General features: G+C 31.3%; 24 protein-coding genes. 20 read left to right on the top strand and 4 right to left on the bottom strand.

The window, feature by feature from the left end; all coding sequences use genetic code 11:
• The 3 genes from OFO01_RS07745 to OFO01_RS07735 form a co-directional block, all read left to right on the top strand.
• A partial coding sequence (locus tag OFO01_RS07745) for a hypothetical protein (protein WP_270875537.1) occupies positions 1-2,818 on the top strand: 2,818 nt, incomplete at its 5' end.
• Positions 2,819-3,120: 302 nt separating this feature from the next.
• Positions 3,121-3,561, top strand: a complete 441-nt coding sequence (locus OFO01_RS07740; protein ID WP_270859600.1) for a hypothetical protein — start codon at positions 3,121-3,123, stop codon at positions 3,559-3,561.
• A 19-nt stretch (positions 3,562-3,580) separates the two neighbouring features.
• Positions 3,581-3,877 carry a hypothetical protein gene (locus tag OFO01_RS07735; protein WP_270859601.1) on the top strand — a complete coding sequence of 99 codons (297 nt, stop codon included), beginning with the start codon at positions 3,581-3,583 and terminating at the stop codon, positions 3,875-3,877.
• Positions 3,878-3,926: 49 nt separating this feature from the next.
• Here OFO01_RS07735 and OFO01_RS07730 read toward each other — a convergent pair whose 3' ends face one another.
• Both OFO01_RS07730 and OFO01_RS07725 read right to left on the bottom strand, forming a co-directional pair.
• Positions 3,927-4,805, bottom strand: a complete 879-nt coding sequence (locus OFO01_RS07730) for a hypothetical protein (RefSeq protein ID WP_270859602.1) — start codon at positions 4,803-4,805, stop codon at positions 3,927-3,929.
• Positions 4,806-4,807: 2 nt separating this feature from the next.
• The gene (locus OFO01_RS07725; RefSeq protein WP_270859603.1) at positions 4,808-5,812 is read right to left on the bottom strand and encodes an adenine-specific methyltransferase EcoRI family protein; all 1,005 of its coding nucleotides are present in this window, start codon (positions 5,810-5,812) and stop codon (positions 4,808-4,810) included.
• Positions 5,813-5,975: 163 nt separating this feature from the next.
• Between OFO01_RS07725 and OFO01_RS07720 the strand changes: the two genes are divergently transcribed.
• Genes OFO01_RS07720 through OFO01_RS07685 form a run of 8 tightly spaced genes read left to right on the top strand, consistent with a single transcriptional unit; the run spans position 5,976 to position 15,013 of the window.
• Complete coding sequence (locus OFO01_RS07720) at positions 5,976-6,851, top strand: hypothetical protein (protein ID WP_270859604.1); 876 nt, start codon at positions 5,976-5,978, stop codon at positions 6,849-6,851.
• Entirely contained in the window at positions 6,841-7,923 is a 1,083-nt protein-coding gene (locus tag OFO01_RS07715; protein ID WP_270859605.1) for a hypothetical protein, read from the top strand. The genes OFO01_RS07720 and OFO01_RS07715 overlap by 11 nt, the downstream gene beginning before the upstream one ends.
• Positions 7,923-8,270 carry a hypothetical protein gene (locus OFO01_RS07710; protein ID WP_270859606.1) on the top strand — a complete coding sequence of 116 codons (348 nt, stop codon included), beginning with the start codon at positions 7,923-7,925 and terminating at the stop codon, positions 8,268-8,270. The genes OFO01_RS07715 and OFO01_RS07710 overlap by 1 nt, the downstream gene beginning before the upstream one ends.
• Positions 8,260-9,039: a hypothetical protein gene (locus tag OFO01_RS07705; protein WP_270859607.1), complete on the top strand. Its 780-nt coding sequence runs from the start codon at positions 8,260-8,262 to the stop codon at positions 9,037-9,039. The genes OFO01_RS07710 and OFO01_RS07705 overlap by 11 nt, the downstream gene beginning before the upstream one ends.
• A gap of 17 nt (positions 9,040-9,056) precedes the next feature.
• A complete protein-coding gene (locus tag OFO01_RS07700) occupies positions 9,057-9,659 on the top strand; it encodes a hypothetical protein (protein ID WP_270859608.1) in 603 nt (200 codons plus the stop codon).
• A gap of 1 nt (position 9,660) precedes the next feature.
• Positions 9,661-11,967, top strand: coding sequence for a type IV secretion system DNA-binding domain-containing protein (locus tag OFO01_RS07695; RefSeq protein WP_270859609.1), 2,307 nt, complete (start codon positions 9,661-9,663; stop codon positions 11,965-11,967).
• A gap of 11 nt (positions 11,968-11,978) precedes the next feature.
• Entirely contained in the window at positions 11,979-13,424 is a 1,446-nt protein-coding gene (locus OFO01_RS07690) for a hypothetical protein (protein ID WP_270859610.1), read from the top strand.
• On the top strand, positions 13,421-15,013 hold the full coding sequence (locus OFO01_RS07685) for a hypothetical protein (protein WP_270859611.1): 1,593 nt from the start codon (positions 13,421-13,423) through the stop codon (positions 15,011-15,013). The genes OFO01_RS07690 and OFO01_RS07685 overlap by 4 nt, the downstream gene beginning before the upstream one ends.
• Before the next feature lie 196 nt (positions 15,014-15,209).
• Here the strand turns inward: OFO01_RS07685 and OFO01_RS07680 are convergent, their stop codons facing one another.
• The gene (locus tag OFO01_RS07680) at positions 15,210-15,773 is read right to left on the bottom strand and encodes a hypothetical protein (RefSeq protein WP_270859612.1); all 564 of its coding nucleotides are present in this window, start codon (positions 15,771-15,773) and stop codon (positions 15,210-15,212) included.
• Positions 15,774-16,012: 239 nt separating this feature from the next.
• Here OFO01_RS07680 and OFO01_RS07675 point away from each other — a divergent pair, with 239 nt between their 5' ends.
• From OFO01_RS07675 to OFO01_RS07650, 6 genes are read left to right on the top strand one after another with little or no spacing between them, the layout of a single operon-like run.
• Entirely contained in the window at positions 16,013-16,192 is a 180-nt protein-coding gene (locus OFO01_RS07675; RefSeq protein WP_270859613.1) for a hypothetical protein, read from the top strand.
• A complete protein-coding gene (locus OFO01_RS07670; RefSeq protein ID WP_270859614.1) occupies positions 16,185-18,422 on the top strand; it encodes a toprim domain-containing protein in 2,238 nt (745 codons plus the stop codon). Before OFO01_RS07675 ends, OFO01_RS07670 begins: the two co-directional genes overlap by 8 nt.
• Positions 18,410-19,555 (top strand): hypothetical protein, encoded by a 1,146-nt coding sequence (locus tag OFO01_RS07665; RefSeq protein WP_270859615.1) that lies wholly within the window; start codon positions 18,410-18,412, stop codon positions 19,553-19,555. Before OFO01_RS07670 ends, OFO01_RS07665 begins: the two co-directional genes overlap by 13 nt.
• Positions 19,556-19,560: 5 nt before the next feature.
• Positions 19,561-21,915, top strand: a complete 2,355-nt coding sequence (locus tag OFO01_RS07660; RefSeq protein WP_270859616.1) for a hypothetical protein — start codon at positions 19,561-19,563, stop codon at positions 21,913-21,915.
• Between the two features lie 10 nt (positions 21,916-21,925).
• Entirely contained in the window at positions 21,926-22,423 is a 498-nt protein-coding gene (locus tag OFO01_RS07655; protein ID WP_270859617.1) for a hypothetical protein, read from the top strand.
• Complete coding sequence (locus OFO01_RS07650; RefSeq protein WP_270859618.1) at positions 22,398-22,607, top strand: hypothetical protein; 210 nt, start codon at positions 22,398-22,400, stop codon at positions 22,605-22,607. The genes OFO01_RS07655 and OFO01_RS07650 overlap by 26 nt, the downstream gene beginning before the upstream one ends.
• A gap of 3 nt (positions 22,608-22,610) precedes the next feature.
• Here OFO01_RS07650 and OFO01_RS07645 read toward each other — a convergent pair whose 3' ends face one another.
• Entirely contained in the window at positions 22,611-22,751 is a 141-nt protein-coding gene (locus tag OFO01_RS07645) for a hypothetical protein (protein ID WP_270859619.1), read from the bottom strand.
• A 54-nt stretch (positions 22,752-22,805) separates the two neighbouring features.
• Here OFO01_RS07645 and OFO01_RS07640 point away from each other — a divergent pair, with 54 nt between their 5' ends.
• The 3 genes from OFO01_RS07640 to OFO01_RS07630 are packed head-to-tail and all read left to right on the top strand — an operon-like array spanning position 22,806 to position 24,612.
• Complete coding sequence (locus OFO01_RS07640; protein WP_270859620.1) at positions 22,806-23,138, top strand: hypothetical protein; 333 nt, start codon at positions 22,806-22,808, stop codon at positions 23,136-23,138.
• Positions 23,131-23,637: a hypothetical protein gene (locus OFO01_RS07635; protein ID WP_270859621.1), complete on the top strand. Its 507-nt coding sequence runs from the start codon at positions 23,131-23,133 to the stop codon at positions 23,635-23,637. Before OFO01_RS07640 ends, OFO01_RS07635 begins: the two co-directional genes overlap by 8 nt.
• 6 nt (positions 23,638-23,643) lie before the next feature.
• Positions 23,644-24,612, top strand: a complete 969-nt coding sequence (locus OFO01_RS07630; protein WP_270859622.1) for a hypothetical protein — start codon at positions 23,644-23,646, stop codon at positions 24,610-24,612.
• The last annotated feature ends 55 nt before the right edge of the window (positions 24,613-24,667 follow it).

Raw genomic sequence — 24,667 nt, 5'->3', positions numbered from 1 at the left:
GTTTAAATTAAAACAAATCATAGATAACGCTGAAGGTAGCAATCAACTCATCTATCCTTTAAGCTTTAATATTCAAGGATTGTATGCAAACTCTGATTCAAAAGATGCTTCGACTGTTTCAACAAGACCTTTTGTTGGGTTTTCAGGATTGAATGTTGATAATTCAAATCCATACATAAAAATGTTTGGAGGAAGCATTATTCAAGAAAATGTCGATGGAATTACTGTAAATAGCTTAAAAGGCATTCAAAGAAAAGCTGGCGATAAAATTAACAATAAATATGAAAATGGCGATTTCCCTGATTTTGGCTTGATTGGTTTTACACTAGCTGATTGGCTTAAAGAGTATGGGGATAAAACTGAATACAAAGAGAGAGTTACTCCTGAAGTTTTAAAAGCGATGTTTCAAAAAGATACAACCCAAGATGATTCTCAACAAACTTGGTCTAGGGTTATGGCAGGTGTTGCTGTTTTAGATGATAGCTATATCGGTGGTATTGATTTAAGTAATGGTGAATTGAAGTTAAGAGAAAATATTTCTAAGCCTGCATTAAACATCAATAATGAAGTTAAAACTGATTTAGAAAAAGGCAACACAATTTCTGTGCCAAAAGATTTTTATGGAAAAGATACGACTTCAACTGCATCTAGTGGAAGAAATAATCTTTTTTCGCAAACAAGTGATAGTAAATTGTGGGGCTATTACGTTTATATGTCGCAAAATTTACATAAATTAGAAATTCTGCTTATTCTTGCTCTTGCAGGAACTTCGTTTGCATTTGTTACAGGTTTTAAAGGTATAGAGTATTTTAGTTCTTTAAATTCTCAAGAGCAAAGAGAGCCTTTAAAATGGAAAAAGATGATTATGCAACCAATCGCATATACTCTTATTGTTGCAACGCCTTTGGTTTCTACAAATACGCCACTGGAAACTAGTCTGCTTTTAGATACGGATATTATTACTGAAAATATCAAAGTTAATAGATTAAATATCAATCAAGGCGATGATAAAAACAAAGATTTGGAAACAAAATTTTATCAAACGCCTTTGCAGGTTGCCATACAAGGTGGTGTTGGCTTAGGTTCTGCTGTTGCTGATGAATTTTCAAGAATTTTAACTTATTCATTTGCTACATTTGTTGCTTATCGTGAAAATTCTATTGACAACAGCGAGGGGTTGCTTGAAAAAATGAAAAAAGAGTATAATGGAATTTCAAAAGACCTTATCACTATAAGTGCATATCAAAAGCTATATTTATCAACTTGTCGCAATGATTATACTGTTGGCGATGCTTATAGGAAGAATATTTCAGCGCATACATTGCCTAAACCATTAAATTCTATATCTAATAATGATATGTTAGAATTTTCAAAAAAATATGCTTTAGATATTATTAAAAATTTTAACCCAAAATACGCATATTTATCCAATTCTGCTTGCTCAAAACTAGAAACTTTTCTATCGGAACATTCACCTGAGGTTTTGAATAGATTAGGTAGATTTAGTGCAGATTTTACATATCATTCAAATCAATTTATTAAAAACGGTGCATTTGCTAAATATGATGAGGAAAGAGCAAAATTCTTCAAAGAAAAATTTGCTAAATTGGCTTTTTATGAAAAGAACTTTGGTTGGGTAAATGTGTCGATGATACCTATTCTGTATCAAATAATGTATCCTTCTTTTAACCCATATTATTACGCTGAAAAAACAAACGCATTAGATGCTTCTACTGCTATTAATACAACCGATGATAATACTTTAAGTGATTTAGCATTATCTCAATATTATACGACCATTGGTGCAACAAGCACATTCCAAGAACAGAGCAATAAGGTTATTGATGATAATGAAGATGCGAAAAAAGTAGCTACTACTGCTTTGAAAAATGGGGATTTTACTCGTGGTGATAACGAGAACTTACTCGCCAAAGGGGTAGATGGCTTATTAAGCTATGCAATTTCTGTTGCTAGTTATCAGTTTATGCCAGGGTATTCTAATGTGGAACAATCTGTTGAGAGCATTGCCAAGTGGATAACAAACAATAAAGGAGATAGCGATTCTGCAAAACACTCTCAGTTGCTAGTTTTTGGCGAATTTATAACTACTCTCTTTTTGGATTCTTCTATGGACTACGGAAGGTCGGTAGGTGGAGGCAGATTGAAGCAAATAATTGCTTTGACAGGATTATCTGGTGTTTTAGGTATGGGTGGAAAAGAACTTGGAACTGCTTCTGCTATAGTTGATGGACTTATGATAAAAATGGTTGCGCAATCTCTTTATATATACATTTTAAACTTGATGGTTATGGTAATTTTATCTATGATTTTAATGTTTAAAATAGGAATGTTCTTTTTGCAAGTCATTGTATTCTACATAGCTTCGCCATTAGTAATTATATGGGGATTACTAACAAAAAAAGAAGAACAAATTAAAAACTATATCGGTAAATCCACAACGCTGATTTTTACTCCGATTTTAATAGTATTAAGTGGAACTATTTTGATTTTTGGTATAGGCATAATTCATCAAATTTATTTTATAATAACTAATCACATTATGAATATAGAGCTTTCAAATGCTTTTTTGGCAGGTGGAGCAGTTAATAGAGTGGCTCAATATGTTCAAATTCAAGCATTTTTTGGTATAGGAACTATACTTTTAGGCTTTGCGTATTTGCTATTAGGATATGTCGTTTTAATTAAATTCTCACATTGGTTCTTCGAAACTGTTGGCGTTCAAACACAATCTGCTATGAATCAAAGCTTAGAATCTTTAACACATAGAATGAGATTTGGACAACACATTGGTATGTAAGGAGTTTTTTTAATGGCGTATTTTTTGTTGAAATGTTTTTTTGGCACTCTGTTTTGTTGTTTCGTGCTTGGAACAATAGCTTTGTATGCTACCAATTACGGCAATTATGAAATAGAACAATTAGTATTGCATTTTTTATTTTTGTCTAGTAGCGTTTTAGTGGGAATAGCAATGCTGTCGTGGTGCTGGAAAGAAGTATCTGCAACATTCATAAGAGGTAGCATTGGTTTAATGAAAGATGTTTTTAGAAAAATAAGCAATTATTAAGTTTATTTAGTCAAAATACTGCTATGGAAAGATTAATGGATTTTGTTCATAGCAGATATTTTGTATTTGTTGTTTTATTTTTATGTGGTTTGTTTAGTTTTGTAATGCTAAACACTACTTATCAGGCACAAATGTTACACCTTAAATTTACCAAAGAGCCTGAAACGCAATGGAAGTATATATATTTTCTAAAAAGACCTGTGTTATCTTTCTTCAAAGCAAATTTTGAGGTAAAAGAGTATAACGATGATGTTGGCAATTCCAAATATCTGATTTTAAATGACCACCCAAAAGATAAAAAATCTTTTGATAAGTTAGAAAAACAAACGCTTTTTACAAAAATTAAAGCTTCTACCGATATCACAAGGTGGGATATTATAAGCGATGGAGATTGGACTATCCCAGGTGGGGCTAAAGAGAATGTAATTAGGTTGGATTATTACTATTATTTTGATAATTTAGGAAAATTAGATTAAAAAATATCAAGGAGTCAAAATGAAAAAAATATTTTTAGGTAGTTTAGCGTTAGCTTTTAGTTCTAGTTTGCTTGTGGCAAGTCCTAGTTGCCAAACACTTTTAGAGTGCCAAATTCAGGTTGAGAAATTACAAGCAAAACTTAATGCGAAAGAGCAAGAAAACAAAGCATTGAAACAAGAAGTAGCACAAGCGCAAAAGAAATCAGCACAAAGCAATAAAAAAGTAGCACAAAATAAAAATTCTAATGCAAAAAAAGCAAAAAAGAATTCTAATGGACAGCCATATATAGGCTCTGGAATTCCTGCTATATTTTAAGCTTTTCTAGATATACTTCCTTATGGAGGAGCTTTATTTTTAAGGCTCCTTATTTTGCTTTAATTGCTTCATCGGTTATGCAATTTAACATTAACTGCATTATTGCTATGCTATCAAGTGCATTTCTAATTTTGATTTTTTTAAAAATTCCATTTTTGTTTTGATTGAAATTCACAGATGTCATATTGCCATAATACGCAATACTATCATCGTTCATCATCTCTTTTGTAGCACCACCAATAAAGTATATGGTTAAATTTCGTTTTAAATTTAATTCTTCATCAAAATATAAATTTTGCAATAAATTCGTAGCTGTTTTTGCATAATCTATGTTGTTATATTGATTGAAAATATGAAATTCGCTGATATTTTCTAACGAAAATAAAAATCTTATATAAAAGTCTTTTTGTATTTCGGAACTTTTGACATTGTTCTTATAAAATCCTAAAATATCAAAATCATTAGCTATTGCTTTTTCTATCGGCTTAAATGGAAAAGATGAGCGAATTTCAACTGACTTTGTGATAGATTGAAATTCGTTTGATGAGTTGGTAAAATTCTTTATAATTCGCAAATCAATCTGATTTATAGGGCTATTAGAATTATCTAACTCTATTTTGACATTATCATTAGCGTTATAATGGTTTAACAATGAAAAACAAAGCCGTTCTATAATAAGTCCTGCAAAAGATTTATATTGTATTTCTTTATCATCTCGGATTTCGCCTGATGAATTTGCTTTATTGAAATTTAACTCTTTTAATCTAGCCTTTGCAAGTTGCATTATGTATTTTGTATAGCTAGAATTTGGCTCTAAAACAATTTTTAAAATACGAAAAGGCAATAGTTTAAATTCGTGTTCGATTATTTCATTATCACTATTTCGTAATACGACACCGTTTTTGCAATCAATGTAACGAATTAGCATTTTTATATATTTTCTTTTATGTGCTTAATGAAAATCCTAGAATACAATCTTTTTCCATTTAAATATGCTCTATCAAGTTTTCCTTGCCATTTATCACAAATAAGGTTATCTAATAAACCATCTTTGACATAAAAATCTATGCCTAAAATTTTAAATTGTTTTGGGTTGTATTTATCCAAAAAGCTTATAGGAACGCCCATAATTCCGTTGTAATCGCTAGGAATAGCATTTGTTTGAGATACTTCAATAGCCAAGTAATTGTCATATTGCTGATATGTATTTTTAAATTTTAATTTTGGCGTTTTAAAAAGATTGTTTTGCATAGTATCTAATATAAGTTGTCTGTTTTTGTCATCGTATTTAATATTTACGAACCAACGAACGCCTTTAACACGAATGTATTTTTCTCCGTTACAATCTATTCTATATCCACTTGCTTCTAATGGATAGTTTTTTGGAACTTTGAATTCTCTATCTCCACTAAAAATAGTAGCACCGAACCAAACTTTATTTTTTTCAAAAAGTGGAAAAATGCTTTTGCAAGTAACGGCGTTCATATTGCCTAAAATTGCAAATTTGGCACTGCTAGCACTTACCCAAGCCATAAATTCTCTAAATAAACTAAAAGGAGGATTGGTAATTATAAAATCTGCAATATCTCTGATTTTGGTTATTTCATCGCTTCTAAAATCGCCATTCCCCTTTAAATAATCTTTGAAAGATGAATTTTGCTCTTTTATATAAATTTTGCCACAACCATTTGGATTGTAACAGGTGCTAATTAGCTTTTTTAGTTTTAATTTATTGAAATTATCTTCAAAGTATTTTACAAAATTGCTTTTATCGTAGTCATCGCAAGGCAAAAAGATTGTTTTGTTTTCAAAGATACACTTATCGTTTTGCAAATAGGCTTCCATTTCTTTTTGTATATCGACATATTGTGTGTAAAACTCATCTTTTTTATTTGCTTTTGCATTTGATAGAGCAATAGTTGTATTTTTAGTCATTACTTTTTAGCCTTTTGATTTCTTGTTGCAACTTGTAATTTTTCGTAAATATTCCATAAAAGACCTAAATTTCGCCTTATCTAAATTTTTTCTTTAATGCTTTTTAAGTAATAATAAGATAACATAATAAAACATATTTTTTATACCAAAAATAGGAACTATTATGGGATTAGCTGATGAACTTGGCAATAATTTAGATGAGTTGAATACCAAAGATATTCAAAAACCAAAAAAGCAAGAAAAAGTTACTGCAAAAGAAGTTAAACCTGCTACAAAACAAAAAACAGGCAAAGCAAAATTCGTTGTCATTGCGCTCGGATTGTTAGTTGCATTTGTTTCATTTCGAGGAATGTTGTTTCCACAAGATGCACAAGTGTCTAATAGCGATACTAATGCTTCTGCGCAATCAACGGCACAATCAACGCCACCACCTGCTACAAATAATTCAAATCAACAAAATAGTGTAGCGCAATCTAACGAAGTTGCCATTAAAACTGAAACACCAAATACTAATCAACAAAACACTAATTTTGTTGTAATGAATACCCCAACACCTGCGCCTGCTGATTCAAATTCAAGCGCACAAAGCAATGTTGAAACAGTTGAGAATTGGCATAGTCGCATTGAGTATGTATTTTTATCACAAAAACCAAAAATCAATTTAGAGATGCAGTATCCTATTGTCGAAATCGGCAATTTAAATTTTGCCAGTAACTCACAAATAGAAATCAAAGAGTTAAATGCAATCATAGAGCCGATTTTTTTTAGCACAAATGGTGCAAATATCTTTTTAAACATAAAAATCATTAAAGCTGATGAGCGAAGCATATCACTAACTAAAAATTTCTCGTTGTCAGAATACGGTTTCAAGCCAATGTATTTTGAAGATAGCGTATTCTTCAATGATAGAATTTATCTGCCAAACGATAGAATTTTATTTTTCACTTTGAAATCAATCACAAATCAAGGCGATTATATACAAACCGTATTTAATTATTTGAATCAAGATATTGTGGTGATGGCTGAAAATGGTAGGTAACAGCTTAGTCATTTCTTTGGGCGTAACTAGCATTTGTTTAATAGTTATGCTAGTGTTTCCTTATGTTCTTTATGCAAGAGATATGCGCGACCATTTGCGAACAGGCAAGACTTTTTTAGAAAGTGCTACAACTACTATAATTTGGCATATTCTTTTAGCAATATTCTTTGCTGTATTCTTTGGTGCTTGGGACGTATTAGCTGACAAGCTTGGCGACACTACATATTCGCCTGAAACTGCTGCAAAAGCATTTTTGAATATAGGTGGTAGTGGAGAGTTAAATTTAGCGACATATTGGGATAATATTGCAAAAGATGTCAATGCTATGAATTTTGACACTAAAACAGTAGGACAAAAAACTCAAACATTCCTTACTTATGCAGTTTCTTTGATTGTAGTTATAGGAATTATTTATTGGGTCATTTTGTTCTTTATGCCGTTATTTTGCTTTTTAACCCCAATGTTTTTATCGCTACGATACGACAAATTGCATAGAGATAACCCAGATGGCACGGTTTTGCATAAATTGAGATATTTGGTTTATGGTATCGGTGGTTTCATTATTTTGGGATTACACTTCAAAATTAACGAAATGTTTATTCGTTTTTTGACACAAGACACAAAATGGGCAGGATTGCAAAAAGTTTCTCAAACTATGTGGCAACATTTTAACGATGCTAAATATGGAGGTAGTTTTAAAAGCGATATCGAGGGATTATCCAATATGATAATCAACATTTTAATAACTTTTGTCAATCTTACTAGACAAGGTATGTTAATCATCGTTGTTGTTTTTTGCGTAAGTGGCTATCTTTTGGGAGCAAATTATTTGCGAAAAAAACAAGAGCAAACGCAAGGAGCAGAATCACCACAACTTATAAAAATCTCATTTCCGATAGCAACGGCTTTTGTAGGTTTATTGTGTTCTTTTGTCATTGTAGGTATGTTCGGCAGAGTTTTTCTTGGTTACAATACAACAGAAAGCTGGACTTGGGCTGTGCCTAGTGTCATAAAAGGTGTTGCTGATGATAGTGATGGTGGCATAGGAAATCTCAAAAAGGTAACTCAATAATGTTAAAAAAGTCCGAAGAATTTTTATATGAAACACAAAACCAAAAACGACCAACTTTTCGAGTGTATTTAGCCGAATATAAAACCTTAGCTGCGATAGCAATAGCTTTTGTTTTGTCAATGTTTTATGGCTTTTACACAGGTATTGTTGCTTTTGTGGTTTATTTGTGGTATGACTTTTCAAAAATTACATTGACAAGAAAAGCTAAATTAACTAGCAGAACTAATTTATTGTTCGCAGGAAATTCCATTGTTGAAAAATTTTATAAATACACAAATACCGATTTAATAGAAATGTTAGCAAAGAAAATTTTGATTGAGAAGAAAGAGGAAAATAATGAGAAATGAAGTTAAAGAATTGCAAAATAAAGTAATCAAAATCTGCGAAGAGCTAAATTTAAACGCCATTACGCTTGCAAAAATGATAGATTTTGATGATATAGAGTTAGTTGCTGGTGTTTTAGACAAAAAAGCAGTGCCAACGCTTACTATGCTAGATAAAATGGTTACTCATCTTGGCATTAATCCTGTTTGGTTATTTAATATGCCTTTTTGTATTGCATTTACTAAATTTGGCAATAGCCATCTATGTATGTTTAAAAGCAAGCCTTTTACAAGCGTATATCCAAAAGGCGAAAGCACATTGTTTGATTATTGCAAAGATATTAATGCAAAACACGCAATGCTAGTATTTGAGAATTTTGAAGAAACAGATAATCCACGAGTTGCTGTTATTTTAGAAAGAGATTTTGTTTATGAAATAATTTCAGTTTTTGATTTTTTTGATACAGATGATACTGCGACAAAAATAGGTTTAACTGACATTAGCAGTATAATAGATTTCACTGCTTTAAGAGCCAAAATTAATTTAATGGTTAATACCTTATCGATAGCAAAATTTAATGATATGTTATCTTGCAACTATCACATAGGCAAACTATTTATAGCTTTGAATACACTTCGTTATGATGATTTAACGGCTGATAGAGTAGTAAGACTAGCCTTTGAATATGATGAAAACAAAGCAAGAGAACTAGAAAAAAGTTGGAACTTAAAGAGCGAATTGTTAGGCAAGATTGATTTTGTAAGAAGTTTTGTAAAGTCATCAAGTAATTAAAAGGGTAGGATAATAAAATGTGTTTTAATATAAAAGCCACAGGGGAAAAATCGTTGTCTGCCGTAACCGAAGCTACGGCAGGTCAAAAGCTAATAAGCCTTGACAACAATTATGCAAAAGAGTATAATTGCCACAACAATTTTGGTAGGCATATTTGCCACCCCCTTTCAGGGGTAAGATTACGCCGTAGGGGTTCCAGCCCTGCGGCAACCCCAAATGCAATTATATCGAAACTCCCTAAAATCCGTTTTAAAAAGCCTTTTTTATTGCCTTTATTGTTTCTTTTTAGTGCAAATTTTTCTTTTGCAGGCGAGTGTCATTGTCAAAATTATATCAAAGATGCTTTTTTGGCTCGTGCGAATTTCGATTTGACTAAACAGCTTGAACAAATGGAGATTGACCAAAAAAATTTTGCAAAACATTTTGTTAGTGAAGATATGACAAAAGGCTTAGAGAACGAACTTACAGGCGTTTTGAACTCTTTTAATAAAACAGCTTCTACAAATCCTGCATACGATGAAGTGATTTTTTACACCGAAAAATTGATAAAAGAATTAGAGATTACAAATCGATTAGGTGTAATTGAAATGAAGTCAAATCTAAACGCAAAAGAGAACTAAAATGGCTATTTTAATACAAGAATCAAAAACTGCTAGGGAAGTGCGCTATTATGGCATTGATGAGGCAAGAACTAAATGGAAATTAAAACGAGAAGGCGCAAAGAAAATGCTATATTTAGCTTGCTTTTTCTTTTGGTTTTCGCCTGTTGCTTGTTTAGCCTTTTTGGTTTTTTTCTTTATCAAAGTTGCTGAAATTTGGCATTTATTTTTTAGAAATACTTACTATATGCGACAATATATGGCTTTGTTTCAGCCACAAACTGCTGAAAAAGTTGTATCAATCATAGGTTATCGTGTCTATGAAAATGAAGTCGATGGACATTTAGCAATTATTAAAAGTGGTAATAAACAAAGTCTAGCTGATTTGCAAGAAAAAATGGAGAAAATTACCACTAATAAGCCTAAATGGGTTGGCATTGATGAAAAAATGGCAAAAACACATATTGCTTTGGTTGGTAAAACAGGTGCAGGTAAGACAGAGTTTGTTCGTTCTACAATGCACAATATTATGCAGTTCGGTGGTGGAATTTTATTTAACGATGGTAAATCTGACTCCGAAATGCTATCGCAAGTCTTAGCGCAAGCAAAAGAAAATAATAGAGAAACGAGCGTTAGAGTGCTAAATTTCCTTAAAGCCGAGAAATTAGCAGAAAGCAATACATTCAATTTTATCGCAAATATGCACCCTATGAGGCTCTCAGGCTTTTTAGGCGATTTGGCGTTTTCAAATGATAGTGGTGATGGAAATGCAAGCCACTTTAAGGGTCGTGGTAAGGTTTTAGCTAGGGTTGTAATTTATGCTTTGTGGCTTAGAAAACAGCTTGCAAATGAGCCTTTTGATGCAATTAAAATTCAAAACTCAATTCAATTTTTACCACTTTGTATGCAATATATAATCTTTTATGGGATTTGTAGAGATTTGAACGAAATCATCGAAGAAAATGATAATGTAATTTCTATAATCAATTCAGATAAGAGTATTGTTATTCAGCCGAGTGATTATTTTGATAATTTGGAAAAATTGAGTGTAAAATTAATAAATACGCCTGATGACAAAAAGAAAATTGATGAAGCTTTGGGCTTTAATAGCAAGATAGTTACAGATTGTTATAATCAAACTTTTATTATGATTAAGAACTACATAGCTTCTGTTTGGAATGTTGGCGAAACATTGCTTTCTTGTGTTGCTTTGGAGATTTATTACAGACTAAAACAAAATTCCGAAAAGACATTTTTTGACAAAACATTAAATGCAAAAAAGGTATTTGCTACCTCAGATGTTCAAATTATCTATAATGAATTGAGAGAGGATTTTTTAACAGATTCAACTGGCAAGGCTAACAAGCCTAATTCAATGGTTTATAGCGATTCTCTTTACAATTTAGAGTGCGATAAAGGTTATAGACCAAGATACAAAACAGGCTCTACAAAACAAAAACTACAAGAAGCGTTCGCACAGACAAATTCACTTGAAAAGCAACCAAATGATGCTATTCAACAACACGCATACGCTCAACAACAATGGGATAACCTATTTACGACACTTGCGCCATATTCGCATATATTCTCACAAGCACAAAGTGAAATAGAGTTAGTTAGCTTATTCCGTGATAATCAAATTTTGTATGTTCTTTTGCCTGTTTTGGAATTATCAAAAGAGCAAACGACCTTTTTAGGCAAAATTATCATTGCTTCGATTAAATCTTATGCAGCTGCTGCACTTGGTGGCGAGGTTTTGACAGCGCACAAAACAATCAATAGAATTTACAAAGATAAGATTACACCAAAACCATTTACACTGATTGTTTTAGATGAGTATGGCTCATATCCTGTCGATGATTTAGACACAATCCTAGCGCAAGTGCGCTCTATTAATATGGCTGTTATGCTTGGTATTCAAGACATTGTTTCACTTAAAGCCAGTGGTTCAAATGAAACTTCAAAAGAGAGAGCATTAGCGAACACAACAAAAATTGTGTTTAAAATTCAAGATAAAACGGCTGTAAATTGGCTTGAAGAGATGGTTAATGAAGAAACCGTTGAAGATGCAACTTACAAAAAAGATGCTATGGGCGAATTAGTCCAAAACACAGAAGTTCAAATCAAAAAAGAAAAACTAGTCCAAGCCAAAAAGGTTTTGGAAGCAGACAATGGATTTTGCTTAATGTTTTTGGGTGGTCAAGCTGATAGAGCCATTTGGGTTCAATCATTCTATCGTGGTGGTAAAACACTGCCTACAATGCTTAAACACTTTGAGCCAATTCAAAGTCTAAGCAACGAGCATTATATTCATTACAGCAACATTTAGGAGTGTAGATAATGGCATTTGGTATGAATGAGCGCAAAGGTGCTTTTGGCGAAGTTGAAGCGATAAAAAGTTCAAAATTTCGTATTAAGAGGGACCAAACACTCGTAATTTTTGGCGTTGCATTTTTGCTTGTCGGAATCATTGTGTTGATAATTTTTGGAGATTTAAATACAAATGCGCTATTTTATTCTCCAATAGCTTATCCTTTTGATTCTGCTGTTAATCCTTGGGGTGTTGTTGATAAAGAAAAACAGTTGTTTTTAGACAATTATCCGAGCTTTTTTTTCTTTTTGCTCTTTTTGTTTTACTGCGCTTTTTGTATTTTTTTAACAAAAACTCATAAACCTAAAAGCTTGTTTTGGTTGTGGTTTGGAAAACCTATGCGTTTTATCGGCTGGGCTTTAAACAATATGGCTCAATTACCAAAAGATTTAGAGCCTAAAATAGGTTTTGATGCAGGGTGGTTTGAGAAGTTAGAAAAAGACTTTTTCAATCAAATTGTAAGACAAGAAGATGGCTACAAAAGAGAGAAAAACTTAAAAATTTTCTATGATTTGCCATATATCTTTGGCAACACAGCGCACGATAATATCAAACGACTTTTTATCAGCAAAGAATCTTTTGATGATTTGTTTTCGATTTTAGAAGGCTATTTAAATGGCAGTGAATTATACGATGAGTTGTGGATAGGCGATAACGACATTGTTACACAAGATTATGCAAACAAAAAGGGTTTAGATATACCAAAATCTAAAATTTACGAGCATTTTAAAGCTTACAAAATTAGGAAAGGGTATCAAACTATCCAAAACGAAATCACAAAACGAAAAGAAGACATTTTAGTCGATAAAGATGTTGTTGTATTTTCTCGCAACGCAGTTAAAATTTTCTTACAAAAATTTTCTGTAAAATTTTACAAATATTTAACAGAAAACATTTTTGTTATAGAGCGTTTTGAGTTTAATCCAACGCCTGCAAAATTGCTTTTGGCTTTGAAAAAAGATATTACATTTATGAGTAAGGTTAGAAAATATTATACAGAAGAAGAGGCAAATTTATTTTTTGAAACATTTGATAAGGGCATTGAGGCGTTAATAGCGAACAAAGAAACTAAAAATATGCTACTTGAAATGCTTATGGCAGATTTTATGCTTATCACTTTTAGAATGGTTATAGAACGCTATATGGGTGTGCCTGCTGGGCTTTTAGTGTCAAAGATTTCAGATTATGATACTCGTATGATATTAGAAACATATCAAAGAAGGGTTTTGGTAAAGATTGTGCCAACAAAAAATGATGGTTCTACTGCGATTTTAAACTCTGATAATTATACAAATTTGTTTATTTGTCTTTTATCATCGTTTTTTGATGTCGCAGAGTATAATTTTTTCCAAGAATTGAAAGAGAAATTTAACACAGATATTACAGAAGTGCCACAAATGGAGTTTGCAGAATGACAACAGAGAATTGGAATAAAATCGGACAAATTGTCGATAGTATGATAGATGCAGATACATACAAACAAATTCTAATAGACCATTTGGGCGATAAATGTAAATTTACAGGTAAGAATAAAGATAAAATTGCTATTACTGACCCAAATATTCAACAAACTCTTGGTTTTACAACTAATACCTGCGTTTTTGTCGAACAGATGATGGGCGGTGAAAAACAAGAAGATGGCACTTATGTTGGAGGTCTTAATACGCTAATTTTAACAGGCACAGACCAAATTACGCAGTATGGTAATGCTAAAAAAAATGAAGCAGGCAGAGTTGGTTTGGGTGCTACAAACTTAATGTATTTTACTACTTATAATCACGATGAAAAAGAGTATGTTAATGCTGTCAAAGAGGTTATTAACTATGCAAATTTAAGCGAAATGGATTTGCTTAGACTTATGCAACAACACGGCATTGATGATGAAATAATAGAAGAATTAGCAGAAGAATTAGATATTGATGAAATTCCAGAAGAGGTAAGTGCTAATGTCCTTATGGAAAATGAGAGCCAAGAATTTATCGAAATGAAAGATGAAGACTGCACTTCTCTTTTAGGTAAAATTCAAAGTCAAATTGAACCAAGCCTATATGTTTATCAGCTTTATCAAAACGATTTTATAGATTTTGATGAATATATTAGAGTTCAAGATGATATCATTGATAAAGCTAATAATATAGATGAAATAGATATTACTCTAAAACTTAGTGCAGTTTTGCCGTTGAAACTACTTGATAATAATGTAAAATTAACAAAACACGATACTTGTGGATATGTTTTAACTCAAATGTTAGATTTCGAAGGTAAAGAATCACAAAATGTAGATTTTGTAACGATTTGCGAAAAATCAAAGGTTAAAGAGCCTCATAAATATGGTATTACTCAAATTTTGTCAAATTCGGAATTATCTCCAAACGAAATTTTATTAAATTGTTTTCAAAAAACAAATAATAATAGCTTGGCTCAATCGCAAGCAACAGATAGCACAAGCAGTAGCAACAGCAGTGCAGATAAGAGCATAAAAACAGAAGATACACTTGGTTTAAGCAACGATGAGAGAAAGATTTTTGATAATGCTGTCGCTTTTTGCAGGGCGCAAAATCCATTTTTTATGCCAACAATGTATATAAATAAAACCCTTGCAAATAATATACGAAATTTTCAAAATCAATTAGCAAAAGAAACCCTACAATCAAGACAGAGATTGCTAAAATCAGTAATTCATAATTTGAATAATCAACCTTTATACATATTTGATAAAAGGTTTTATCAAAGCATACCTCAAAACGGCAAAATAGGTAGAAATTTGGAAAGCAAGACAAGAAAAATAGAGAATATTTTTGTTAAAGATATGCTCTATAAAAAAAGCAAAACTCAAAAATTTACAGAATGGCTGATAAAAAAAGGCTCGCAAAAAGTAACAGCACATTTGCTAGAAATAACAAAAATGTATCAAAAGAATTTTAGTTCTGCTTTATTAGATTTGAAAAATAAGGTGCAAAAAAATATACAAAAAGTAAGCGAAAGTATAAATTTAAAAAATTAAAGAATATTTTTTAGATATTTTTTTGAATATTTTAAGTATATTTATTGTATCATTTAAGGATATTCTTTAATATCCTTTAAGAATATATTATTTTTTCGTTTTAATGGGTGGCGAGAATTCTTTTTGACCCTCTTGAAATAGTGAGAAAAGACCTTCTAGGCTTTTGTCTAGACTCGCCACTCTTTAAAACGAAAATTTACCAACTAGACCCCAATGCAGCTAAACCCATACCACCCAAAAGTGCTTTGCCTAATGTTGATGAATCGCTGCCACTACCTGATGAACCACCGCCACCAGCAAGAATTACTATCGCAAGTATGCAAGCTAACATACCTAATGTTACATAAGCGAGCATTCCAATGTAATATATGGATGGTATTATTACTACAAAAAACATAAAAACTCCCACAATTCCTAAAAAAAGGCTAAATAATAATGTTTGGCGATAGTATGTTCTGTAATCCATAACTTTTATATTTTTTTGCTCCAATTCTATAATCATAGAATGTCCTTTGGGAATTCGGACTAAATTCTGTCTAAAATTTTGACCTTTAAACAGATAAAAGTTGTTCGCTTCTCTATAATCTTTTCCCTCTTTGGAAAAGTCTTTTATGCCTTGCGAATAATCAATATAATCAAATAAAATATGAGCCAAGTGAGCATTTTCTTTTTTTTGTTTTTCTGTCATCGTAGCAAGAACATAATCAAAATCTCCATTGTGTATGTCTTTTTGTATTTTAGACATTGCTTCATAATTCATTAGTTTTCCTTTATTTTTTAATTAAAACTATTCTATACTCAGAACCTTTAAATTGTCTTAACTGCTTTTTTATAACTTTTTATGTATTTTTATGCTATAATCATTAAGTAATATTGATGAGTATTACACCTAAATTTTTTCAGGCTTTTGCCCCTTTCGTAAAAATACATTAAAAGCCTAAAATATGGGTTTTCGGTTATCCTATCTTTAAAACCGATTTTTTAAAGTAAGGATAAAAAATGGAAAACGAATACAAAGAATTAAGCGAAGCAGAAATTGACAAACTCACAGAAGCACTATTAAACGAAGGCAATCCTTATGCAATGTTTCAAGCTGATAATAGCTTAGATGCGCAATATGTGAAGAATTTATACAAAAAGATTTACAATATAGACTTGGATACAAAACAAAATGGTTAATGATTTTATAGATTACGCAAGCATTGATGAACAAGACCCCATAGAATACCAGTTGTATAATGACTATTTGAATAAAGCAATCGTTGAAAATGCAGTAGAATTAAATTTGCAAACAAATGAGCCAAAGGCAGATGAAAAAGATGTTGAAATTTATCAAGCAATAAAAAATAATCGTTTGCAAAGTGGTATATCTCAACACTATCCTTTATGCTTTAAAGGCGATGAGCCATTGCAAGATATCGAAACTGAATTGTTTGCATTTTTGCAAGGCAAGAGTGATACAGAAGCTTTTGTGAAAGATTTTGATAATGTTTCGTATATGAGTTCAAACGGCGACTACGATATACAAATGCTAGAAATAGATTTCAAAGAGGCTGTAAGTTCGTATTTAAAAGATGAATATACGCCTTTTGAAAAAGAGTTTTTCACAGAGTTAGCAAATGTATTTGTGGCTTCAAGGTATGATGAGGATTATTATAATTCTTTTTCGGATTTCGTTCAAAATAATTTAGGCGAAATTGAAAATTTGGCAAAGCAGGGCAGATTAAAAGAGATTATAGGAGATTTGGTTATGGCTGTTAAAGATTTAGATGTGCAATATGATTATATCAATACGACAAAATATCCTGATAAAATGGTTGAACTCACAGATTATATGCCGTTTGAAGTTGAGTATCTAAAAGAAATGTGCAAAAAGGAAAACATTTTTCCAGAACAGAAACAATATCTTAATAAAGATGGCGAATTAAAAGAATATACCCACTACCATTTTTGTGTTACAAAGACAGAATTACAAGCCAAACCACAATTAAAACGATTTATTAATCGTGAAGTGCAATATCTTGTAGTAGCACCTGAATGGACAGATTTAAATAAACTTACTGGCAATGGCTTTTCAAGCAGCGATTTTAAAACCGATGAAAACGCCAAAATTAAAATTAGTGGTAATAGTTTGATTTTTAACATTGCCAAATACGATAAAGCGCAATATGCTTACTATGTTTATGCCGATTTACTTGAAAACAACGAACAAAATAGTCGGTATTTGGGAGTTTTGGGAGTTGCAGATGTAAATAAATTCTATAACCAAATGTCTGAGTTAAAAAAAAGATGGATTGAACCAAGTATTTTTTTGCCTAGCATAGAACAACAAATGACAGCGTTTTTGTTAGGACAAGACCACGACATTAAAGGAAAAAGATTAATTGTTGGAAAAAGTAATTGTGGATATGTTAATTACTTTGATGGTAGAGAAAGAGGGCTTTTTAACGCAAAAAATGGAATAGTGGCTATTAACTTTAAAGGTGTTGATGATGCAACTTATAAAGCAGTTTTAGCTGACCCTGACTCAATTCCATTTTTGTCTGCTCTTGGTTTTGGTGGAGTAAAAACACAAATTAGTGCAGATGCTACAAATATAGTAGATTACAAAGAAAGATTGAAAGCGCAATACGCCAAAGAGTTAGAAGAAATGAAAGCTAAACAAGCTATTCAAGAACAAAAATCAGAAAATGTTACAAATGAATATAACAACAGCATTGACAATAAGCGTAAAAAAAATCATATATACTTTGAAAATCACGGTGTAAGTAATCAGACACAAGATGTTTGGTGCAAAATTGATGAAAGAGGTAATATTCGCATTCCTTTATTTGGTTATGATGTTGAGCAAGATAAAATGAAAATTTACACTCAACAAACTATTGTTGATTACATTAATAAAGATGGGGAGCGTGTAAATTTTAAGCGTTTTGAAAAAGATGCAAAAAAAGCAGGGTGTTTTGGAGTTGTTGGTGTAAAAGAGGGGGTTGATTTATTAGAATTTATTAAAAACCAAGAGCATATCAATCTTTGTGAGGGTTTTGCAACAGGTATGGCGATTAACAAGATAACAGGCGAACCTGTTTTGTGCGCTATGGATTGCGGTAATTTAATGAGTGTCGTTGCCTCTTTAAATGATATCAATCCTAATTTAAAAATTACAATCGCCGCCGATAATGACCGTAACGAAGTGCCTGGGCTAAATCCAGGCATAGAACACGCCGCACAAGTTATGTCTAAATATCGTGATATAATTTCTATGACATATCCTGAATTTGGAAAAAACGAAAAAGGCAGTGATTGGTGCGATAGAATGCTGTTGGATAACAATATTGATAAAACTAAACAAGCGTTTTATAGCAATGTAGGCAATGAAATTTCTAACGATATTAAGATGTGTTTAGAATGACTGATAAAAATACCGAAATAACATTAAACGAAAAAACCTTATCGTTTTTACATAATTGCTCTGTCGAGGAAGTAAGAGAAATACTTACTGCAAATGCTTCAAAACAAGAGGCAAATGAAGAAAAGGGAGAAGCAAAACAAATCATTATCAGATTGCAACAGCTAATTCTAGAAGCAATGCAGAATCCTGATAAACTTGCAGAGTATGCAGAATTTGATGAAGAATTCATCAATAAGATGCTAGCAATCGACTTAGAGGAATATGACAACATTGGCGCACTCGATGCAAATCCTTACATTGTCGGTATGCTAAAAAAGGCTGATAAAAACGCCGAATACAAGAAAATTACAGGCAAACAAATCGTAGATATGCACACCCAAAGAATGAATTTGGTAAATAAAAAATTCTGCGACCTTTTTGCTGTTAAAATTTGCCAAAATATTTTAAGCTATTTCATTAGAACAAAACTAAATACAGATATTCCAAGTGCAGTGCTAACTAATCCATTTTCGGCAGTAACGCTTTATGATTTTATGAAAGAAGACTTATTGCAAGATTACGAAGAATACAAATATCTCAAAGAAGCCGAATTAATTAGACAAGAGCAAAATCTAAAACGGATAAATGATGATAGGGCGTTGCAAAATGAATTCAATATTGATTTAAATGCAGAAGCATTTTCGTATCAAGATACTTATACTGCTTATAAGAATTCTTTTGATACGAAAAATAGCGATTTAGCATATTTCGATATTTTTATCAAAGTTACAAATTTGGAGGCAACTTGTAGTTTGAATAAAGCTACAAATCTTTTTAGTCTTAATCAATTTATCATTGAAAATGGTTTAAAAACAGATTTTAAAGAGTTAAAAATAAAAACAGAGGAGAACTCTAAATTAAATATTTTAGACACTCATAAAAATGCAAAAATCGAAGAGTTAGAGGCATTAAATGATAAGCTAAAACAGCAAAATCAAAAACTGGTAATAGCAAACGATATTTTGCAAGATAGGGTGCAAGTAGATAAAGAGGAAATAACCACAAAAGAATTGTGGCAACTTTTGCGCAAAAAAGCAAAGAAAAGTATCAAACAAAGTATTATTGATTTTTATAAAAAAGTGAAAGGATTTTAGTTAATATGGGCGTATTGAGCAAGACAACAGATTTTTTCTTCAACAAACTATATAGTTTTATTTCGCATATAAATTTGAGCGATACAATTAACTATTTTGATAAGAGTTATGAGGGAAATTACATAACTTTTACAAGCGATGGAAGAAATAAAATTTATGGTGTTTGTTTGGAAACTACTAGCAATATCACAAAAGAATTCGTTGCTAAAAGCACAGATAAAAACGGCAATTTGTTTCTTGCAATTTTAAAAAAAGATGGTATTGCTAAAATTTACGCTTTTTCCACAAGCAACCTTTTGCTTTTAGATATTGCCGAGAAATTTGATGTTAAGCTTTTAAATCCTGATGAGTTGATTTCAGCGTTGTATTCAATTTTCTTAATTGATACCTTTAAAATCGAGGATAAAAGAGTTATTAATATCTATGAAAACGCCCAAAACAATGTTATTGACAATGACCCATTGCATATCATTTTTCCACAAATGATTAAAAATGCAACTGCAAATTTATTGCATAAATACCAAGCCTATCAAGCTGTTAATTACGATAAACCACCAAAATATTCAGTTGTTAATCTTTTGAATGCTGAATGGGAAGGCGTTATTTATTTCTTCTTAGATTTTGGAGGCGATGCAGTAAAAGAGTTAATGAATAGATATGAGCGTAGCGCAAAACTTATTGATGGTAGATATTTGAAAAAGCTAAAAGAGTTAAAAGCTGTTGAAAATACTGAGGCATTAAACGAAATTTACTCAGAAACAGCAATAATCAATTCGATTGTTTTGGTAAAAAATCATATTCAATTACACAATATCGAAACTCAACTCAGAATAAAATATGAGCCACGATATTTAAATCTTGATAGAATTTTACCAAAGACTATGCTTCGAAGTAGAGATATTGATTTCGACTTTTTAGCCCCAAGAGAGTGGGCTACGCAGTTGATTTCATCTGCATTGCAAAAAGATGCGCTAGAATTAGCAAATTTAGGTGGCGCATATCCTATTGTCGATTTTTGTGGAACGGATATTCAAGGCAATTTTGTTAATTATACTTTTAAACAATCACTTAATCCACATTGTCTAGTTTTTGGAACAACAGGTGCAGGTAAATCAGTATCTGTGCTTAAAATTTTGGCTCAACTTATTGATTTTGATTTTGAAACAAAACGAGCCACAAAACTAAGCGAAACTCGCAAAATTCGCTACTCAAATGTCGGCTATACAGGTGGTCGTATTTTTAAGGCTATCGAAGAACAATCAAAAGCAGAGGGAAGCAATTTAATGCAAAAAATGAATAGCAATATCGGCAATTTACGCTTTTCTTTGTTTGATTTTGATGATGATATACCTAGCGAAGATGAAATTAAAAGCTTGCTAGCATTTTTAAATTTATTGCTTGGTTTTGAAGAAAAAACAAACGCAATGAGCGAACTAGAACAAACTGCTTTTAGAGAAGCGTTAGTTAATACTTGTCAAGATTACGCAACTAATGGCTCGACTGTAACAGTGCTTGAACTTAAAAACAATAGATTTGGCGATAGCTATTTAGAGTTTGTAGATGAAATTTTAAAAGAAAAAGATGAAAATGGTAATTTACTTTATGATGAAATTACACCACTATCGCAGTTAAGTGATAAATACAAACGCTTTAAACGACCTACACTTGGCGATTTGATTTCACAAGTTAAAATTTTAGGCAATGCGATTACAAAGACAAAAGAGGAAAAAGAGGCGGCTTCAAGCTTACAGAGTAAATTAAATCAACTCAATCAAAACAAACTCTACTCTTACTATTCAAATGTCGATTTGAAAGCAAATACGCCTTTGTATTATGCTGAATTTGATAGAATTAAAGAACATACAAAAGACTTTGTTTCTATCGGCTGGTTGCTAATTACGACTTGGTTTAAAAAAGACAAAGAAGAAGCGTTAAGAGCGCAAATGAACGGCAATTTAAGACCTGATAGCTATTACATTGTCGATGAGGCTCACAACTTCTTAAAACAGCCGAAATTTAAAGATTTGTTCGATGTTTGGAGCAGAGAGATGAGAAAGTATGGTTGTCATTTAATTTTGATGACACAAAGCACCAAAGATATTGCAGTTGAAACAGCAGATTTCTTTGCGACTAAATTCTTTATTTTCTCACATAACAATAAAGGCGAAGCTTACGAACAGCTATTGTATCTCAATGGTGGCAAAGAATTAGATGCGAAAGAAAAACATATTTTTGATATGATTGATAACTCAGCAAAAAGAAATAGAACGCTATTTATGCGCCATAGTGGAGGAACTACTGCACTAAAACTCCCTGAACATAAAGAATACTCTGAGTATTTTCAGCCGTTTGATTTTTAAAGGAAAAGTGATGAAAAAAATAGGAATTTTATTTGTTTGTTGTGTTTTAGGTTTTGCAGAATTCGATGGCAGTGTTGTAGATAATCAAACAGATGAAACTCGTAATGGTAAGGTTTGGGGTGAAATACCTAGCGATGGTTTAGAAACTTTTAATGAGCCATTGCTTGCACCATATCAACGCACAGGTGGTTGTAATGATTCCCCAGGTGAATGTTCTATGTATATTATGCAAGGAGTAGAGCAGTGGGCGCAAGATACCATTGAGAGTTTAGAAAAGATTGATACGCAATGGCTAGAAACAAATAAAAAATTAAATGGTATAATTGATATAACAAAGGAATTAGCTATTGCGCAAAGAAACGCATTAGCGCAAGAAGAAGCTAAACTTTTAAAACTTCAAGAGATTAATCATAATCTCGAAAAAGCTTTAAAATTAGATGTTCCTAGAATTGAAATTTTGCAAGAAAATCAAGGTTTAAATGATGAATTTTTATCAGGAAAAAATTAACGATTATCCAAGTTTTGAAGAGTGTGTAGTTATTTTTAAAAGAGCCGAAAAGTTAGCTAGAAAAAGTGAATTTGTCGCTAGAAAGCGTGTTCCATTAGAGAAACAAAATGAATTTTTTAAAAAGTATAATGAACGATTAGCAAAGGTATTTAACAATGACAGAACTTTTGAAAGAGCTATATAACGCTCAAAAAAACGCAATTTTATACTGGGTTTTGCCTGCGACTATTATTTTGATAATTTGCGCTTCTGTAATAAATTTCGTAAATCCTTCAAACATAGTTGTAGCTTCTAGTATAGGTGTTTTTTGGTTGCTTATAGGTGTCATAAGAGGATTTTACTTCTTTTTTAAATTTGCATTTTATTTTGATAAAAGGAGGCGATGAAAATGTCAATGTCTGCTGAGAAAGATAACATCTTAACTGTTTTATCAAATTTAAAACACAGCTATTCTAAATATTTAAAAACATTAGGATTGTGTGGTGCTTATGCAAATAATAGCGATAGCGATTGTATCGAAGTCTGTTTTGAATTTAGCGATGAATTAAACGAGCGCATTAAGGCTGGCGATGAAAAAACACTATTTTTTTGGGAATTGTTAGAAGATATGCGTAATGAACTTAATTTTACTTTTGAAAAAGAGGTAGATTTAATTCAAATATCAGCTGTTAATGAAAGCGCAAATTTTATGTTAGAGGGGGCTATTTATGTCTAAAATAGTTCCTACTTATGATGAACATAAAAGACTTGGTTTTTTGGCTGAAAAGATTTTTGCAATAGAACACATTGCAAATGGTGATTTTCGTGGTGCTTTAAACGATGTTTATGGTAAAAGAGAAGCTATTTTTGCTCTTGCTATTGGATTAGTAGAAAGTTTAAATGTTTTGATATCAAGAAATAAAGCGTATGAAAGGCTTTTTAACGAATCAACTATTACATATTTGAAAGGTTTGCGAAATACGCTAGGACATAGATACAATATCGTAAATCTTGATTGTTGCGAAATAACATTAAAATCGCAACTTCCAAAACTCAAAAATATTTTAAACGAGAATTTTCCACAATCAGTAAATCGAGGTTATGCAATTTATCAAAGTAATTTGCGTTTTAAAGAGAGTTTAAAAAATCAACAAGAGCAACAAGAAGAAGTTGTTTTAACGCCTACAAAGCAAAATATTGAAGTTGAACAAGAAAATAGTATGAGATTGGGTTAAAATAAAATGAGTGAAATTACTTTGGGTTGCACCACAAATAATAATGAACTTACAATCGAAGTTTCAATATGGGGAGATTTGTTTCATTTGCGAAATTTTGTTACTAATGTTATAGAAAGTAGCAATTTGAATTTTGCAATAGAGAAAGTTTTTAATTCTGATATAAACCAATATGAAGATGATTTATTTTATTATGAGATAGATAATAAAAATATAAAACAAATATTAGGTTATAATCAAGAATTTGATGATTTTATCACACAACACAAAAACGAAGATTTTTTTGTTGATATTCAAGCTTCGATTATATATAAATTATTTTCTTCAAAGATGAGAAATTATGGCGGAATGTCTGGGTTTTTAGGTAGTGGAATTGTTTATTTAAGAAACAAAATTTTAGAAAATCAAAATAAAAAGAGAATTTTAATAAGTTATAGTGATTTACAAAAGGAATACACTAAAAATTCATCAGAAACAGATATTAGCGATGCTATTCTTTTTCATAAATTTGTTTTTATTTGTAAGGAATATTTATCTCGGATTTTTAATATAGATGTTTCTCTTAATAATGAAGGGCTTTTTATTGATATAGAACCATTAGAGAAAGAATATTCGTGTTTATGGCTAGAAGGGGTATTAGACCGTATTGACCCAAAAAATAGCAATGTTGCTAAAATAGCTAAATTAAATGTCAATCCAAACGAAGAAAGAGAAATTTCTATAATTAATATGGAATGGGAAGATAATTTTCTTTTTGTTAATTGTATTGATGTAAATAGCAATATAAGGTTTTATTTTTCTGTTTTTCCACATAGAACAGAAAAGGAATTTTTGTCAGAAAAAGCAGATTTCAATTTTTATGAATTTAAACAAAAATCAGAAAAAGGAAAAACACCAAATTTATTGTGTGTGTTTAGACAAAAAAGAAATAGTGGTTATTTGGCTTGCGTTAGCGCAAGATTAAAGACTGAATAAACGAGGTAAGTAATATGGATTTCATAAACTCTTTAAACGATTTTCAAAAGAATTT

The sequence above is a fragment of the Campylobacter sp. JMF_01 NE2 genome (assembly GCF_027737365.1).
Classification (GTDB): Bacteria; Campylobacterota; Campylobacteria; order Campylobacterales; family Campylobacteraceae; genus Campylobacter_B.
This window is presented reverse-complemented; position numbering and strand designations above follow the sequence as displayed.